Source organism: Mycobacterium europaeum (genome assembly GCF_002102155.1).
Classification (GTDB): domain Bacteria; phylum Actinomycetota; class Actinomycetes; order Mycobacteriales; family Mycobacteriaceae; genus Mycobacterium; species Mycobacterium europaeum.
Genome location: NZ_LQOU01000031.1, coordinates 14,935 through 31,245, shown reverse-complemented (window position 1 = coordinate 31,245; position 16,311 = coordinate 14,935). Strand labels below are relative to the sequence as shown.

At 69.8% G+C, this 16,311-nt stretch carries 12 protein-coding genes; 5 read left to right on the top strand and 7 right to left on the bottom strand.

Translation table 11 applies throughout. The annotated features are described in order from the left end of the window. Positions 1-9 precede the first annotated feature (9 nt). Positions 10-3,417 carry a TM0106 family RecB-like putative nuclease gene (locus AWC03_RS15275; protein WP_085241569.1) on the bottom strand — a complete coding sequence of 1,136 codons (3,408 nt, stop codon included), beginning with the start codon at positions 3,415-3,417 and terminating at the stop codon, positions 10-12. Positions 3,418-3,461: 44 nt separating this feature from the next. After that, positions 3,462-4,058 (bottom strand): LppP/LprE family lipoprotein, encoded by a 597-nt coding sequence (locus AWC03_RS15270; RefSeq protein ID WP_085241589.1) that lies wholly within the window; start codon positions 4,056-4,058, stop codon positions 3,462-3,464. 142 nt (positions 4,059-4,200) lie between these two features. Here AWC03_RS15270 and AWC03_RS15265 point away from each other — a divergent pair, with 142 nt between their 5' ends. Beyond that, positions 4,201-5,901 carry a DEAD/DEAH box helicase gene (locus AWC03_RS15265; protein ID WP_085241568.1) on the top strand — a complete coding sequence of 567 codons (1,701 nt, stop codon included), beginning with the start codon at positions 4,201-4,203 and terminating at the stop codon, positions 5,899-5,901. Then, the gene (locus AWC03_RS15260; protein WP_085241567.1) at positions 5,898-7,040 is read left to right on the top strand and encodes an acyltransferase family protein; all 1,143 of its coding nucleotides are present in this window, start codon (positions 5,898-5,900) and stop codon (positions 7,038-7,040) included. The genes AWC03_RS15265 and AWC03_RS15260 overlap by 4 nt, the downstream gene beginning before the upstream one ends. A gap of 35 nt (positions 7,041-7,075) precedes the next feature. Here AWC03_RS15260 and AWC03_RS15255 read toward each other — a convergent pair whose 3' ends face one another. The 5 genes from AWC03_RS15255 to tap all read right to left on the bottom strand — a co-directional run bounded on the left by AWC03_RS15255 (position 7,076) and on the right by tap (position 13,070). Beyond that, the gene (locus tag AWC03_RS15255) at positions 7,076-8,422 is read right to left on the bottom strand and encodes a cation:proton antiporter (RefSeq protein ID WP_085241566.1); all 1,347 of its coding nucleotides are present in this window, start codon (positions 8,420-8,422) and stop codon (positions 7,076-7,078) included. A 115-nt stretch (positions 8,423-8,537) separates the two neighbouring features. After that, positions 8,538-9,119 carry a TetR/AcrR family transcriptional regulator gene (locus tag AWC03_RS15250; protein ID WP_142278404.1) on the bottom strand — a complete coding sequence of 194 codons (582 nt, stop codon included), beginning with the start codon at positions 9,117-9,119 and terminating at the stop codon, positions 8,538-8,540. Then, a complete protein-coding gene (locus AWC03_RS15245; RefSeq protein WP_167542675.1) occupies positions 9,116-10,357 on the bottom strand; it encodes a cytochrome P450 in 1,242 nt (413 codons plus the stop codon). The genes AWC03_RS15250 and AWC03_RS15245 overlap by 4 nt, the downstream gene beginning before the upstream one ends. An 86-nt stretch (positions 10,358-10,443) precedes the next feature. Beyond that, the gene (locus AWC03_RS15240) at positions 10,444-11,811 is read right to left on the bottom strand and encodes an FAD-binding oxidoreductase (protein WP_085241563.1); all 1,368 of its coding nucleotides are present in this window, start codon (positions 11,809-11,811) and stop codon (positions 10,444-10,446) included. Positions 11,812-11,822: 11 nt separating this feature from the next. Further along, the gene (gene tap, locus AWC03_RS15235) at positions 11,823-13,070 is read right to left on the bottom strand and encodes a multidrug efflux MFS transporter Tap (protein WP_085241562.1); all 1,248 of its coding nucleotides are present in this window, start codon (positions 13,068-13,070) and stop codon (positions 11,823-11,825) included. 82 nt (positions 13,071-13,152) lie between these two features. Between tap and AWC03_RS15230 the strand changes: the two genes are divergently transcribed. The 3 genes from AWC03_RS15230 to AWC03_RS15220 all read left to right on the top strand — a co-directional run bounded on the left by AWC03_RS15230 (position 13,153) and on the right by AWC03_RS15220 (position 16,309). Next, positions 13,153-13,980, top strand: coding sequence for a uracil-DNA glycosylase (locus tag AWC03_RS15230; protein ID WP_085241561.1), 828 nt, complete (start codon positions 13,153-13,155; stop codon positions 13,978-13,980). Continuing rightward, a complete protein-coding gene (locus tag AWC03_RS15225; protein WP_085241560.1) occupies positions 13,977-15,107 on the top strand; it encodes an FAD-binding protein in 1,131 nt (376 codons plus the stop codon). The genes AWC03_RS15230 and AWC03_RS15225 overlap by 4 nt, the downstream gene beginning before the upstream one ends. Before the next feature lie 170 nt (positions 15,108-15,277). Beyond that, positions 15,278-16,309, top strand: a complete 1,032-nt coding sequence (locus AWC03_RS15220) for an LLM class flavin-dependent oxidoreductase (protein WP_085241559.1) — start codon at positions 15,278-15,280, stop codon at positions 16,307-16,309. The last annotated feature ends 2 nt before the right edge of the window (positions 16,310-16,311 follow it).

The following is a 16,311-nucleotide window of genomic DNA, read 5'->3' as shown; positions in this document are numbered from 1 at the left end:
CGCCGGCCGTCAGGTCGGCTCGGTCAACGCCAGAAACGCGCCCAGGTCGGTCAGGCCCGCGGGGGTGGTGGGCAGGTACTCGGTCAGCGACCCCGAACGCACGATGACGGCCGCGTATTGGGCCCGGCTGATGGCGACGTTGAGGCGGTTCCTGTTGAGCAGGAACGAAATCCCGCGCGGTACCACGTCCGCGGAAGATGCCGTCATCGACATGAACACGACCGGCGCCTGCCCGCCCTGGAACTTGTCGACCGTCCCCACCCGGATCCCGCCGAGCCGGGCCGCGGTCAGCCGTCGGCGCAGCAGCGCCACCTGGGCGTTGTAAGGCGCCAGCACCAACACGTCGGAGGCGGTCAGCGCCCGGGTACCGTGCTCGTCGGTCCACGGCGCGCCGAGCATGCGACCGATCTCCGCGGCGATCGCGTCGGCCTCCTGAAGGCTCTCCGTCGAGTTGCCGTGGTGTCCGACGACGAGCGTCTGAACGCCGGGCCGGTATCCGGCGAGGTGCCGGGCGGCGGCGCACTCGTGTGAATGCAGCCTGCCCTCGTAGGACAGCGCCGAGACCGCGGCGCAGACCGCCGGGTGCATGCGGTACGAGCGGTCCAGGAAGTAGCCGCGTTCGTCGGGCAGGGTGCGCTGGCCGTCCACCAGCCAGTCGAGCGCCGACGTGTCGACCGGGTCGGGATGGGTTCCCTGGCTGACCTGCGGCAGCTGTTGAGGGTCGCCGAGCAGCACCAGGCTGGCGGCCGCGGGCGCGACCGCAATGGTGTTCGCCAGACAGAACTGGCCCGCCTCGTCGATCACCAATAGGTCGAGGCTGCCCGGCGGTATCCGGTTGGCGTTGGCGAAATCCCACGCCGTCCCGCCCACCACGCAACCCGCGGTGTCGGCGATGAACGCGGTGTAACCGCTGCCGTCGACCTCCCGCCAGCGCGGCGCGCCGTGGTCGTTACGTTTCTTCGCGACTCGCGCCGGGTCCAGCCCGGCGTCGATGACGCAGTCCAGCAGGTTCTCCACCGTGGCATGCGATTGCGCCACCACGCCGATGCGCCAGCCGTGGTCGGTTACCAGCCGCTGGATGACGCGGGCGGCGGTGCGCGTCTTGCCGGTGCCCGGCGGCCCATGCACCGCCAGGTAGGAGGAGTCCAGATCCAGCACGGCGGCGGCGATGTCGGAGACCGCGTCGGCGCCACGGGGCAGCGCGTCGCCGCTGCGGGTGCGCGGCGCGCGGCGCAGCAGGATGTCCACGACCGCGCTGCGGGGCAGCTGCGGCAAGCCGGTCGCGACGGCGGCGGCGGAGGCCTCGATCGACTCCCGCAGTGCGGTCGTGGGGATCGGCGGTCCGGGGGTGAGGGCGAACGGCAGCTGATGAAATGGCTTGCCGTCGTTGCCCACTCGTTCGACGATGGTCACCTCGGTGGGCAGCGCCGGATCGTCGGTCTCGACCACCGTGGCGCGTCCGGCCGCCCGCCGATCGGGATCGTCGGACATCCCGGGCGGGGCCGGGGGGTCATAGAGCGCGAAGACGTCGGCCATCAACTCGCCGCGCGCCAACCCGCCCCGCAGTCGCACCCGTCGCTGCGGCTTGCGAGCGCGGGGCGGGACGTTCCAGTCCACGCTCACCGACGCGTGCTCGGCGATGAAGACGTCGGTGTCGTCCGCCCACTCTTCGACGGGGAAGTTGAGGCGGTCGAAGTGCGCCCACCAGAACGGTTTGTCCTCGCGCCGGTGGTAGCCGCGTGCGGCGGCCAGCAACGCCACGGCCGTCTGCTCCGGCGTGCGCTGACCGACGGCCGCGTCGCCGGTGAACGTCGACAAGGCCACCGCCAGCTGGTCACGGTCTTCGACGGTGTTGCCGTCCCGGACGGGCTGGGCGCCGACCGGTACCACGCCGGATTCGTAGGCCCGCAACATCAACCAGTTGCGCAGCTCCTGGGTCGAGCGGCAGTCGTAGTGGTTGTAGTCCTCGATCTCCTTGAGCACGGAGGCGGCTTCATCGCCGCGGCCGTCGGCCTGCAGGTCGCAATAGCGGGCGTAGGAGGTGATCGAACCGGTGGCGGTGGTGACGTCGCCGGCCCGCAGCTGCGCGCCCATGTAGAGCGGTTCGAGCGCCTTGAGGCTGAACGACTCCGCGCCCACGCGAATGCTCTTGCGCACCAAGGGGTAGAGGTCGACCAGCGTTCCGGTGCGCAGCAGTTCGTCGACCTGATCCTCGCCGACGCCGTAGCGGCCGGCGAGCCGCAGCAACGCGGTCTTCTCGTACGGCGCGTAGTGGTAGATGTGCATGTTGGGCCGGCGCTTGCGGCGCTTGGCCACCATGGTCAGGAAATCGCCGAGGGCCTTGCGCTCGTCCACCCGGTTGTGTGCCCACAGCGGGCGGAACGCGCCGGCGGGCCCGGCCTCCAGGACCCCGAACAGGTATTCCAGACCCCAGTCCTTCCCGTCGACCGTCCACAGCGGGTCGCCCTCGAAGTCGAAGAACAGGTCGCCGGGGTCCGGTTCGGGCAGCAGCGTCAGCGGCTGGGGGTCGACGATCTCGAAAAGCGGTGTGCCGGTTTCACGTTGGCGGACCTGGAGCTTCGCTTGGGCGGTCAGTTTGCCGACTGCGGCGGGTGCGAGGTCCGGCACGGGACCGGCATGCCGCGCCAGTGCGGGCACCGTGGTGATCCCGGCGTCGATCAGCTTGTCCCGCTGGCCCACCCGCATGCCGGCGACCAGCAGCAGGTCGTCGGCGGCGCGTAGCTGCTCGGTGCACAACGCACAACGGAGACAGGCGCCGATGCCCTCGTCGTCCCAGCGGACCGCGGTGCCGCCGGCGTGGTGCTCATCGAGGAGCCGCTGCAGTCGCGCGCGCTGGGAGCGGTAGACCGGGATGAGCTCGCGGACGCGGTAGCGGGCGGCGGTCCCGTCGCCCAGGTGCAGTTCGGCCCCGGGCGCCACCGGGACCCCCGAGGCGGCCAGCGCGTCGGCGTAGGCGGCGAGCTGCAACAGCGCGGTGACGTTGGCCGAACGGGCCAGCTTGGTGTCGACGACCCGGTACCGCTCCCCGTCTCGAACCAGGAAGTCGGCGAAGCCGACGAAGCGGCCGTCGAACATCGCCGCCTGATACACCACGGGCGCGCCGCCCGCGATGGCACGCCGGGTCGCTTCGCTGGCCGCCGCGAAGCCTGCGGGCGTGTAGGCCGGGCGGCCGATGACCGCGACGCCGCTGCCGAAGTCGCCGCGCAGCCGGTCCAGTTCGCGTCGCTCGTGGTCGGTTCCGAGGGCCGCGGTCCGCTCGAGCAGGTCGTCCTCGGCCGGGGCGGCGGGGCCCCAGCCCAGCTTCGCGTCGAAATCGCGCAGCAGCGCGTACTCGCACCGGGCGGCCGCGGCCAGATCCGACGCGCTGTACACGATGCTGTCGCCGGTGACGAACACAGCAGCAACTGTAGGGGAGGGGACCGACGCAAAGACGGTTCCGGCTAGCGGCCCGGGGCGTTACCGATCAGCTCGACGCCGCTGCCGTTCCAGTGGAACCGCACATCGGTGGTCAACCCGTTGATGCCGCTGGGGTAGGTCAGCGCCACCGTGTCGCCGGTGGTCTGCGCCGCGTCGACGCCGTTGAACCCGTAGGTGTCGGGGACCCCTTGCGGGATGAACTGCCCGAGGTGGAACAGCACCGCCCGGGTGGTCGGGTTGGCGGCGTTGGTGTTGGCCTTGATGATCACCGCCGACAGCTGGGCGCACTGGTTGTAGTTGCCGGCCAGCGGCTCCGGGTTCCAGCCTTGCTGGCTGCGCGGATCGCGCGGCAGCTCGGAGACCACCTTCGCGATGGTGGGCGAGGCGAGGTTGACCGCGCACGGGTCGGCCGGCGCGGCACTGCTGCCGGGCGCGGCGGCGCCGGAGGGCTGGGCCGGTGCGGTGATGGACGGGGTCTCGGTGGTCGTCGCAGCCTGCGGCGTCTTCGCGACCGTGGAGTCCCCCGACCCACAGCCGGTCAACGTCATGGCGACCAACGCGACGGCGGCGGAGCCGGTCAGTGGCTCGGTACGGCGGGGTAGCGACCACACATCGGGCACCGTACCGAAATCGCGCGCGCCGGTGTGACAGGCACGGCCGGGCCGGGCTGTGCTCATGATCACGGACCCGCAGCGCTCAGGCCCTGGCAAGCGGGCGGTTCCCCCACCGCTGCGCTCGCGATCACCACTAGACTCCCTGGCGATGACCACTCCGGACAGCTCGCCCGAGGCTGCCTCTCCGACGTTTGCCGACCTGCAGATCCACCCCTCGGTCCTGCGGGCGATTGCCGACGTGGGTTACGAGTCACCGACGGGCATCCAGGCCGCCACCATCCCGGCGCTGATGGCGGGCTCGGACGTCGTCGGGCTGGCGCAGACCGGCACCGGCAAGACGGCGGCGTTCGCGATCCCGATCCTGTCCAAGATCGACGTCACCAGCACCGCGACCCAGGCGCTGGTGCTGGCGCCCACCCGGGAGCTGGCCCTGCAGGTGGCCGAGGCATTCAGCCGCTACGGGGCCCATCTGCCGAAGGTCAACGTGCTGCCGATCTACGGCGGCTCGTCGTACAGCGTGCAGCTGGCCGGCCTGAGACGCGGCGCGCAGGTGGTGGTGGGGACCCCGGGCCGGGTCATCGACCATCTCGAACGCGGGACGCTGGACCTGTCGCGGGTGGACTACCTGGTGCTCGACGAGGCCGACGAGATGCTCACCATGGGCTTCGCCGAGGACGTCGAACGCATCCTGGCCGACACCCCCGAGTACAAGCAGGTCGCCCTCTTCTCGGCGACCATGCCGCCCGCGATCCGCAAGCTGACCACCAAGTACCTGCACGACCCGTTCGAGGTCACCTCCAAGGCCAAAACCGCCACCGCGGAGAACATTTCGCAGCGCTACATCCAGGTCGCCGGGCCCCGCAAAATGGACGCGCTGACCCGCGTCCTCGAGGTGGAGCCGTTCGAGGCGATGATCGTGTTCGTCCGGACCAAGCAGGCCACCGAGGAAGTGGCGGAAAAGCTCAGGGCCCGAGGTTTTTCCGCGGCGGCCATCAACGGTGACATCCCCCAGGGTCAGCGGGAACGGACCGTCGCCGCGCTGAAGGACGGCGGCATCGACATCCTGGTCGCCACCGATGTGGCCGCGCGCGGGCTCGACGTGGAGCGCATATCGCATGTGCTCAACTACGACATCCCGCACGACACCGAGTCCTACGTGCACCGCATCGGCCGCACCGGCCGGGCCGGGCGTTCGGGGACCGCGCTGCTGTTCGTTTCGCCGCGGGAGCGCCACCTGCTCAAGGCGATCGAGAAGGCAACGCGGCAAACGCTCACCGAGGCGGAGTTGCCCACCGTCGAGGACGTCAACGCCCAGCGGGTGGCCAAGTTCGCCGATTCCATCACCGCCGCGCTGGGCCGTCCGGGGATCGACCTGTTCCGCAAGCTGGTCGAGGACTATGAGCGCGAGCACGATGTCCCGCTGGCCGACATCGCGGCCGCGCTGGCGCTGCACTCCCGCGACGGCGAAGAGTTCCTGATGGCGCCCGAGCCGCCGCGCGAGCGGCGCGAGCGGCACGCCGAACATCGCGAGCGTCCCGAACGGCCCAGGCACACAAGGTCTTTCACTACCTACCGGATCGCGGTGGGTAAACGGCACAAGGTCGGCCCGGGCGCGATCGTGGGCGCGATCGCCAACGAGGGCGGCCTGCATCGCAGCGATTTCGGGCACATCGCCATCGGCCCGGACTTCTCGCTGGTGGAGCTGCCGGCCAAACTGTCCCCGTCGACGCTGAAGAAGCTCGAGCGCACCCGCATCTCCGGGGTGCTGATCAACCTTCAGCCGGATCGGTCGGCGACCAAGCCGCGCGGCCGTGACGGCGGGAAGCCGCGCAGGAAACACCCCGGATGACCCTGTCCGAAGAACAAGACGCCCAGGGCGGGCTCGAGCAGACCGCCCACGTCGACCGGGTGGCGTCGCTGACCGGAATACGCGCCGTCGCCGCCCTGCTCGTCGTCGGCACGCACGCGGCCTACAGCACCGGCAAGTACACCCACGGCTATTGGGGCCTGGTCGGCTCCCGCATGGAGATCGGCGTGCCGATGTTCTTCGTGCTGTCCGGCTTCCTGCTGTTCCGTCCGTGGCTGAAATCCGCCGCCACCGGAGCGCCACCGCCGTCGCTGAGTCGCTATGCGTGGCACCGGGTTCGGCGCATCATGCCGGCCTACGTCATCACCGTGCTGTTCGCGTACGTGCTTTACCACTTCCGGCAGGCGGGACCCAACCCCGGGCACACGTGGCTGGGACTGGTGCGCAACCTGACGCTGACCCAGATCTACTGCAACGGGTACCTGGGTAAGTACCTGCATCAGGGGCTGACCCAGATGTGGAGCCTCGCGGTGGAGGCGTCGTTCTACGTGCTGCTGCCGCTGCTGGCATACCTGCTGTTGGTGGTCCTCTGCCGCCGGCGCTGGCAGCCCCGGCTCGTGCTGGGTGCGCTGGCCGGGTTGACGTTGGTCAGCCCGGCCTGGCTGGTCCTGGTGCACACCGACCACTGGTTTCCCGACGGCGCGCGGCTGTGGCTGCCGACCTACCTGGCCTGGTTCCTCGCCGGGATGATTTTGGCCGTCCTGCAGGCGATGGGTGTCCGCGGTTACGCCTTCGTGGCCATACCGCTGGCCGTCGTCTGCTATTTCATCGTCTCGACGCCCATCGCCGGTGCGCCGACCACCTCGCCGGCGACGCTGAGCGAGGCCCTGTTCAAGACCTGCTTCTACGCGGTGATCGCCGCGCTCACGGTGGCGCCACTGGCCCTGGGGGATCAGGGCTGGTATTGGCGGCTGCTGGCGACCCGGCCGATGGTCTGGCTGGGAGAGATCTCCTACGAGATCTTTCTGATCCACCTGATCACCATGGAGTTCGCCATGGTCTACATCGTTCGCGCCCACGTCTACACCGGCTCGATGCTGTACCTGTTTGTCGCGACGATGGTGCTGACGATCCCGTTGGCCTGGCTGCTGCACCGCTTCACCCGCGTGCGGCAGATCTAGCTGCCCCTCCCACGACACACAGGGTTGAGGTCCCCTCAGTCCTTGCCCTGAGCCTGCTTTGCCGGCTCCAGCCACTTGGACTGCGCGGCCTCGCGCAGTCGCTCCTCGGCGTTGGCGTCGACCCCGGCCATCGCCCGGCGCAGCAGGGGCGGGGCCATCAGCGAGGTGATAATCGCGACCAGCACGATCGCCGTGTAGGTGGCGCTGCTGATCACGCCCAGCCGCAGGCCGACCAGTGCGACGACGACCTCGACCACACCACGGGCGTTCATGCCGGCGCCGAGCGCCAGGCCCTCACGCCGGGTCAGCCGGGAGCTGCGGGCGCCGATGTAGGCGCCGGCGAACTTGCCGATGATCGCGATGGCCAATACGACCACGGTGGCCGACGCCACCGACGGGTTGGCCAGTGCGGTCAGATCCATCCGCAGGCCCGCGGTTGCCAGGAATATCGGCGCGAACACCCACATCACGCTGGTGCGCAACGAGGCCAGCCGGGCGGGCTCCCCGGCGCCGGGGGCGCCGACGAGCACGCCGGCGACGAACGCGCCGAAGACCGCCTCGAGGCCGAGCGACTGGGTGATCGAGGCGCCGGCGATGATCACCAGGACGGCGGTGACCACGGACGCGCCGGAGTCGCTGCTGCGTCCCGCGAGCCGGAACGCCCGGCGCACCAGCGGGCGGCCCGCGAGCGCGGCGAGCACGACGAAGGCGATCAGCAAGCCGACGGACAGGGTGACTTTCCAGCCGTGCACGCCGCCCACGGCCATCGCGGACACGACGGAGAGCAGGAACCAGCCGACCGCGTCGTCCACCATGCCGGCGGTCAGAATGAGCTGGCCGGTGTCGCGGTGGGTGAGGTTCAGGTCGGCCAGCGTCTTGGCGATCACCGGGATGGCGCTGACGCACATGGCGACGCCGAGGAACATCGCGAACGTCGGCCGCGTGGTTGAGCCGGCCATCATGGTGGCGGGCAGCAGGAATGCGACGCCGATGCCGAGCGCCAGCGGGACGAGCAGACCGGCAAGGCTGACCTTCACCGCGGTGGCGCCACGCCGGCGGAGGCTCTTCAGGTCGAGGTGCGCGCCGGTGATTCCGACCAGCAGCAGCACGCCGACCTGGCCGACGACGTCGAGCAGGTGCGCCTGCTCGGTCTGCGCTGGGAAGAGCCAATGCTGGATGCCGGGTGCGGCGTGCCCGAGTATGGACGGGCCCAAGACCACGCCGGCCAACAGCTCACCGACGACCGCCGACAGGTTCAGCTTGACCGCGAGCCTGCCGAGCACCGTTGCGAGCAACAGCAGCAGGCCGATCTGCAGCAGGAACACCTGAATCTGGTGTGGGGCGATTTGGGTGTTGGGGAGGAACGTGGCCGCCAGGTTCATCGAGCTCTCCGACTCTGAAAGCGGTGGGCACAGAAGTTGCCGAACGAAAGTACCGCGACCTCAGTTTGCTGTCTCGTTGTGCGTCCACCCGCGCCCGGCCCTGCGGCACAGCGAGCTAGCGACGGACGGCGGCCGGCGTCACGATCGGGACGACGAACTCTTCGATCATCGCCCGCTCGTCGGCGTCGTCTCGACCCGGGAACAGCAGCAGCGACGTGATGACCCGCACCACCCAGCGTGCCCGGCGCTCCACGATGGCGGGGTCTTCGGGCCCGAGCGAGCCGACGAGCGCGGCGGCCAGGGCGGTGATGACCTCGGATCGGCCGGCCACCTCGGCGCCGATCGGCGGCCGGGTGATGGCGAACCACGACGCCAACGCTCGGCTGCCGCGAACCATCCGCAGCGCGGCGGTGATGCTTGCGACCAACCGTTCCCGGGCATCGTCGGTGCCGCCGATCTCCTCCCTGATCGCGCGTCCGAGCCTGCGGGTCTCGCGATGCACGTAGGCGGTCCGCAGCGCTTCGCGGTTGTCGAAGTACCGGTACAGGGTCGCGCGGGAACAGCCTGCGGCCCTGGCGATTTCGTTCATGCCGATCGAGGCGTGGTCGCGCTCGGTGTAGAGCCGCTCAGCGGCGTCGAGGATGCGGTCCGCGGCCGCTTCGGTGCGGTGCGCGCCCAGCCAGTCGTTCGGCATCAGGACTTCACCCGGATCGGCACCGACACCGGGCGGCGCACATAACTGCCACCCGACCAGACGATCGCGGACTCGTCGACCTCGAAATCCGGGCAGCGGGAAAGCAGTTCGGTCAGGGCGACCCGGGATTGCATGCGTGCCGCCGCCGCGCCCAGGCAATGGTGGGCGCCGTGGCCGAAGGTCAGGATGTTGCGGGGGCGACGGGTGACGTCGAGTTCGCCGGCGTCCGGCCCGTGTTGGCGTTCGTCTCGATTGGCCGACCCGTACAGCAGCAACGCTTTGCGCCCGGCGGGGATGGTGGTGTCGCCGACCGTCACGTCGCGGGTGGTGGTGCGGGCGAGTCCCTGCACCGGCGAAGTCAACCTGAGCAGCTCCTCGACCGCGTCGGGGATCAACCCCGGATCGTCGACGAGAAGCCGCCGCTGGTCGGGGCGTTGATGCAGCAAAGGCATTGAGCCGCCGAGCATTCCGGTGGTGGTGTCGTTGCCGCCGGTGACCATGGTGAATGTGAACGCCAGCACCGACAGGGTGCCGGTGAGGTCGCCGTCGGCGCCGACACCGGCGGCCACCAGATGGGAGATGGTGTCGTCGGCGGGCTCCGTTCGGCGCCGCTCGATCAAACCGGTGAAGTAGGCCATCATCGATCCGACCGCGTCGCCAACCGTCTCCAGTGCCCCGGCGACGCCGCCTTCGACGGTGTTGGCCGCGACGATCACATCGGTCCACCGGTCGAATTGCGCTCGATCCGCTTCGGGAACGCCCAGGTAGTGGGCGACCACCATCGACGGCAGCGGTTTGAACAGCTCGGTGACGATGTCGCCGCCGCCGGCCGCGCGCAGCCGCTCGATGCGTTCGACGACGAACTCGCGCACCTTGGGTTCCACCGCCTCCACCTGGCGAGGCGTGAAGCCACGCGACACCAGCTTCCGAAATTCGGTGTGCACCGGCGGATCCTGCATCACCATCGGTGGATTGTCCTGCAGACCAATCATTTCGAGGTCACCGTAATTGACCGTCAGCCCCTGCGCGGAGGAGAAGGTCTCGTGGTCGCGCGCCGCGGCCCACACGTCGGCGTGCCGGGACAGCACGTAGTAGTCGTGCTCGGGCCGTCTGGCCGGGACGACGTGGTGCACCGGATCGTGGTCGCGAAGCGCGCGGTACATCGGCCAGGGGTCGGGCCAGGTGTCGGCGGTGGCGAGCTCGAACATGACCGGCGCATTGTGAGACATAACCGCAGTCATGTCTCATTGGTACGACAATGAGACATCAATGTCAACGCCGGGGGTCTCGGGTGTGCGCGCATTCGCAGACCCGGAAGAAGACGGCGCTAGATGCCCGCGCCCGGGTTCAGGATGCCGTGCGGATCCAGGGCCTGCTTGATGCGCCGGTTGAGATCCATCACCTCGGGGCCGAGGTAGCCGGCCAGCCACGGGCGCTTCAACCGGCCCACGCCGTGCTCGCCGGTGATCGTGCCGCCGAGCCCGACGGCCAGGTCCATGATCTCGCCGAAGGCGAGGTGAGCGCGCTCGGTCATTGCGGAATCCGCGGGGTCGTACACGATCAACGGGTGGGTGTTGCCGTCACCGGCGTGGGCGATCACCGAGATCGTCAGGTCACGCTCGGCGGCGATGCGTGCGATGCCGGTGACCAACCGGCCCAGCGCCGGGAGTGGGACCCCGACATCCTCGAGCAACAGCGATCCCTTCGCTTCGACCGCGGGGATGCAGAACCGGCGGGCGGCGACGAACGCCTCGCCCTCGTCGGCATCGTCGGTCGAAAACACTTCCGTCGCACCGTTTTCGGCGAATACCGCGGCCATGATCCCGGCGTCCTCGGAGCTCGCCCGTCCCCTTTCGTCGGAGCCGGCCACCAGCATGGCGGCCGCGCCCCGGTCCAGGTCCATGCGCAGGGTGTCCTCGACGGCGTTGATGGCGACCGAATCCATGAACTCCAGCATCGACGGGCGGAGCCGGGCGGTGACCCCGAGCACCGCGTCCACGGCGGCCTCCACCGACGCAAACGAGGCCACCACGATGCTGGACGCGTTCTGCTTGGGCACCAGGCGCAGCGTCACCTCGGTGACGACACCCAGCGTGCCCTCGCTGCCGACGAACAGCTTGGTCAGCGAGAGCCCGGCCACGTCCTTCAAACGCGGGCCGCCGAGCCGGACCGCGGTGCCGTCGGCCAACACCACCTGCATGCCCAGCACGTAATCGGTGGTGACGCCGTATTTCACGCAACACAGCCCGCCGGCATTGGTGGCGATGTTGCCGCCGATGCTGCAGATCTCGAACGACGAGGGGTCCGGCGGATACCACAGGCCGTGCTCGGCGACGGCCTTCTTGACCTCGGCGTTGAACAGCCCGGGCTGACACACCGCGGTGCGCGTCACCGGATCGACGGCGATATCGCGCATCTTCTCCGTCGACAAGACGATGCCGTCGTCCAGCGCCGTCGCCCCGCCGGACAGGCCGCTACCGGCTCCCCGCGTCACCACCGGCACCCGGTGGGCGGTGGCCCAGCGCAACACCGTCTGCACGTCTTCGGTGCACCGCGGCCGGACCACCGCCAACGGTTTGCCGGCCGACGGGTCGAAGGCGCGGTCCTGGCGGTAGCCCTCGGTGACGGCCGGGTCGGTGACGACCATCCCGTCGGGCAGGCCGGCAATCAGCCCGGCCAGGACATCTGGGCTCACAGCCATTGATCCTAGGACCCGGACTCCCCGGCCAACTCCGGAGCGCGGTCCAATTCGCGCAGCGACGGCAGCCTCACGGCGACCAGCCCGATCATCACGATCGGCACCGCCAACGCCAGGAAGGTGGCCTTGAGCCCGGCGGCGTCGGCCAGGGGTCCGGCCACCAGCAAGCCCAACGGGCCCGCGGCGTACATCAGGCCCGTCATCACCCCGACCACCCGGCCGCGCAGATGGTGCGGCGCGCGGGTTTGCATCACGTAGTTGTAGATCGGCTGGATCGGCCCGTAGACCAGTCCGGTCACCCCGCACAGCGCGAGGATCACCGGCAACGGCGGCAGGAAGGCGATGCCGGCCGTCGCGGCGCCGAAGGTGAGGGTCGCCGTCAGCACGGCCGTGCGCCGGCGGGTGCGTTTGGACAGCACCGCATAGCCCAGCGCGCCCACGACGCCCCCGACCCCGAGCGCCATCAGCGCCCAACCCAGCTGGGCGGGCTGGTGCCGGTCGGCGAAGTACTTGGGGAACAGCACGCTTTCCATCGGCAGGTAGAGGGCGGTCACGGCCAGGTCGATCAGGCCGAGCGTCCGCAGCACCCGCAGGTTCCAGACGAACCGCAGCCCTTCGACGATGCCGGACATCAACCCGTCGGGCCGGCTCGCGTGGCGCGGCTTGCCGGCGCCCTCGAGGCGCAGCGCGCCGATCGCCAGGAGGGACAGCCCGAAGCAGCCCGCCGTGACCCACATCGTGTTGATGCCGCCGACCGCGGCGATCATCAAACCGCCGATGCCGGGGCCCAGGATGTAGGCCAGGTTGAGAATGGCCTCGTAGACGCTGTTGGTGCGGTCCAGCGACCAGGCGGCGCGGCCGGCGGCCTCGGGCAGCATGGACTGGCGCGCCGTCGCCCCGGCCGGGTCGAAAGCGGCCGCGCAGAAGGCCAGCACGGCCAGTTCGGCGACGCTGATGGCGTCCGTTCCGAGCAGCCACGCGGTCAGCGGGATGACACTGACCGCCGCGCCGGACAGCGCATCGGAGACGAGCGAGATCCGGCGGCGCCCGAAAAGGTCGACCGCGGTCCCGGCGACCAGGGTGGACAACACGAGTGGCAGCGTCATCGCGGCGGCCACGATGGACGCGTCCTTCGCGCTCTGATGGTGCTGCAACGCCAGCCACGGGAACGCGACTATCGAGATGCCGGTACCGGCCGTCGCCATCAGCGTGGCGAACAGGATCAGAAGCGCCGGGCCGCGGCTCGTATGGCTCATGGGTATTCGGTGCGAACTTAACGGCTGATCCGCGGCGCTACCACCGATTATTCGGGGACTTCAACCGTCGTCCACCGGATGGCTGCAGGATGTTGATGTGCTCGTCCACCCTCGTACCGGCCAGCCGTTCGATTCTCCGGTGGTCCCCGGCACCGGCTGGCCGGGCGATCCGGCCACCCCGGAGACGGAGGTGGCCGCCGACGCCGCACAGGTCGCCGCGCTGGCGCACGACGCCGCGTCGATCCGCGAACTCGACGCCGTGATCAGCGTCTGCCGCGCCTGCCCGCGCCTGGTCGACTGGCGCGAGGACGTGGCCGTGCTGAAACGACGTGCCTTCGCCGACCAGCCGTATTGGGGCCGCCCGGTGCCGGGCTGGGGGTCGGAACGGCCCTGGCTGTTGATCGTCGGGTTGGCGCCCGCCGCGCACGGCGCCAACCGGACGGGCCGCATGTTCACCGGCGACCGGTCCGGCGATCAGCTCTATGCCGCGCTGCACCGGGCCGGGCTGGTGAACCAGCCGACCAGCGTGGATGCGGCGGATGGCTTGCGGGCCAACGGGGTTCGCATCGCCGCGCCGGTGCGGTGCGCGCCCCCGGCCAACGCACCGACGCCGAAGGAGCGCGACACCTGCTGGCCCTGGCTGGAGGCCGAATGGCGGCTGGTCGCCGAGCACGTGCGCACGATCGTGGCGTTGGGCGGGTTCGCCTGGCAAATCGCGCTGCGGCTGCCGGGCGCGTCCGCGATGCGCAAGCCGCGGTTCGGCCATGGGGTCGTGGCGCAATTCGCGCCCGGCGTGCGATTACTCGGCTGCTACCACCCCAGCCAGCAAAACATGTTTACCGGTAGGTTGACACCAGCAATGCTCGACGACGTTTTTCGCGACGCGAAAAGGCTGGCAGGGATCAAGTGACCGACGTTCTGATTTCCGGCGCCAGCGTCGCCGGTGCGACGACGGCTTATTGGCTTGGGCGGCATGGCTATTCGGTCACCGTGGTGGAGCGCCACCCCGGGCCGCGGCCGGGTGGTCAGGCGATCGACGTGCGCGGGCCGGCGCTGGGGGTGCTGGAGCGCATGGGCCTGCTGGCCGCCGCCCAGAAACGAAAGACGCAAATCCGCGGCGCCTCCGTCGTCGACCGCGACGGCAACGAGCTGTCCCGCGACACCGAGTCGACGCCCACGGGCGGGCCCATCGACAGCCCGGACATCGAGCTCCTGCGTGACGACCTGGTCGAATTGCTGTACGGCGCAAGCCAATGGACGGCGGAATACATCTTCGATGACACCATCACCGGGCTGGACGACGACGGTGCGGCCGTCCACGTGACCTTCGAACGTGCCCCCGCGCGCAGCTTCGACTTGGTCATCGGCGCGGACGGATTGCACTCGAACGTGCGCCGGTTGGTCTTCGGCCCCGAGGAGCGATTCATCGAGCGGCTGGGCACGCACGCGGCGATCTTCACCGTGCCCAATTTCCTCGACCTGGACTACTGGCAGACCTGGCATTACGGGGACGCCAGCATGGCCGGGGTCTACAGCGCCCGCAACAACACCGAGGCCCGGGCCATGCTCGGTTTCATGGACGCCGATCTGCGGATCGACTACCGCGACACGGAAGCGCAGTTCGCCGAGCTGCAGCGGCGGATGGCCGACGACGGGTGGGTGCGTCCGCAGTTGCTGGAATACATGCGCAGCGCACCGGATTTCTACTTCGACGAGATGTCGCAGATCAAGATGGACCGTTGGTCGGTAGGCCGGGTCGCGCTGGTCGGCGACGCCGCATATTGCTGCTCGCCGTTGTCGGGCCAGGGGACCAGTGTCGCCCTGCTGGGCGCCTACATCCTGGCCGGCGAGCTCGCGACGGCCTCCCACGACGGCACGGTTGATTACGGGCTCGGCTTCGCCAACTACCACAAAGAATTCAGCGACTACGTCAAGCGCAACCAATGGCTGGTCGTCGACAACATCCCGGGCGGGGCTCCCATCCCGCAGGAGGTCTTCGACCGCATCGTCAGCTCGATCACGCTCAAGGACTACTGAGCCTGAAGCGCCTGGCGGTGATTGTGAAACGTGGGCTTTGATTGTGCAACGTGGGCGCAAGACCGGCCGGATTCCCGCCCCGCGTTCACACCCAAAGCCGTGAGCGCACGATCACTGCCGTGCCGCTGAGCCGAGGGAACGTTCGCGGGCCGCACGGCGTTGACGCGAACGTGCGTCTTTCCGTCCTCGATCTCGTCCCGGTGCGCTCGGATCAGACGAGCGCCGACGCGCTCGCGGCAACCGTGCAGTTGGCGCAGGCCGCGGATCGGCTGGGTTTCACGCGCTACTGGGTCGCCGAGCATCACAACATGCCCTCCGTCGGCGCCACCAGCCCGCCGGTCCTGATCGCCTATCTGGCCGCGCAAACCTCGCAGCTTCGTCTCGGGTCCGGCGGCGTGATGCTGCCCAATCACGCACCGCTGGCGGTGGCCGAGCAGTTCGCGCTGCTGGAAGCCGCCGCGCCGGGCCGCATCGACCTGGGCATCGGCCGAGCGCCCGGGTCCGACCCGGTGACCTCCTATGCGCTGCGTGGCGGCCGCGGCGAAGAAGACATCGAGAACTTTCCGGAATACCTCGACGACGTGGCGGCGCTGATGAGCGCGCGCGGCGTCGTGGTGCCGCTGCGCTCGGGCGACTACCGGCTCAAGGCCACCCCCGCGGCCGCCGGTGAGCCGCGCCTGTGGCTGCTGGGCTCGTCGATGTACTCGGCTCACCTGGCCGCCGCCAAGGGGCTGCCCTACGTGTTCGCGCACCACTTCTCGGGCCAGGGAACCGAGGAGGCGCTCGAGGTGTACCGTTCCCGGTTCAAGCCCAGCGCCCTCACGCCCGAGCCGCTGACGTTTTTGACGGTGAACGCCGCGGTGGCCGAAACCCGCGACGAGGCAACGGCATTGATGCTGCCCAATCTGCAGATGATGGCGAAGCTGCGCACCGGACAGCCCCTGGGGCCCGTGCCGCTGGTCGAGGAGGCCGAAGGCGCGGAGCTGACCGAACAGCAGCAGCGGATCGTGGAGAGCGGACTGCGGCGAGCGGTCCTCGGTACGCCCGCCGAGGCCGCCGAGCAGTTACGGGCGCTCGCCCAACGGTTCGAGGTCGACGAGGTGATGGTCAACCCGGTGGCCTCGGCTCGCCGCGGCACCGGTCCGGCAACCGCGCCGGCGCGGGTGGCGACGCTGGAACTGCTCGCCAAGGAATTGTTCTAGCC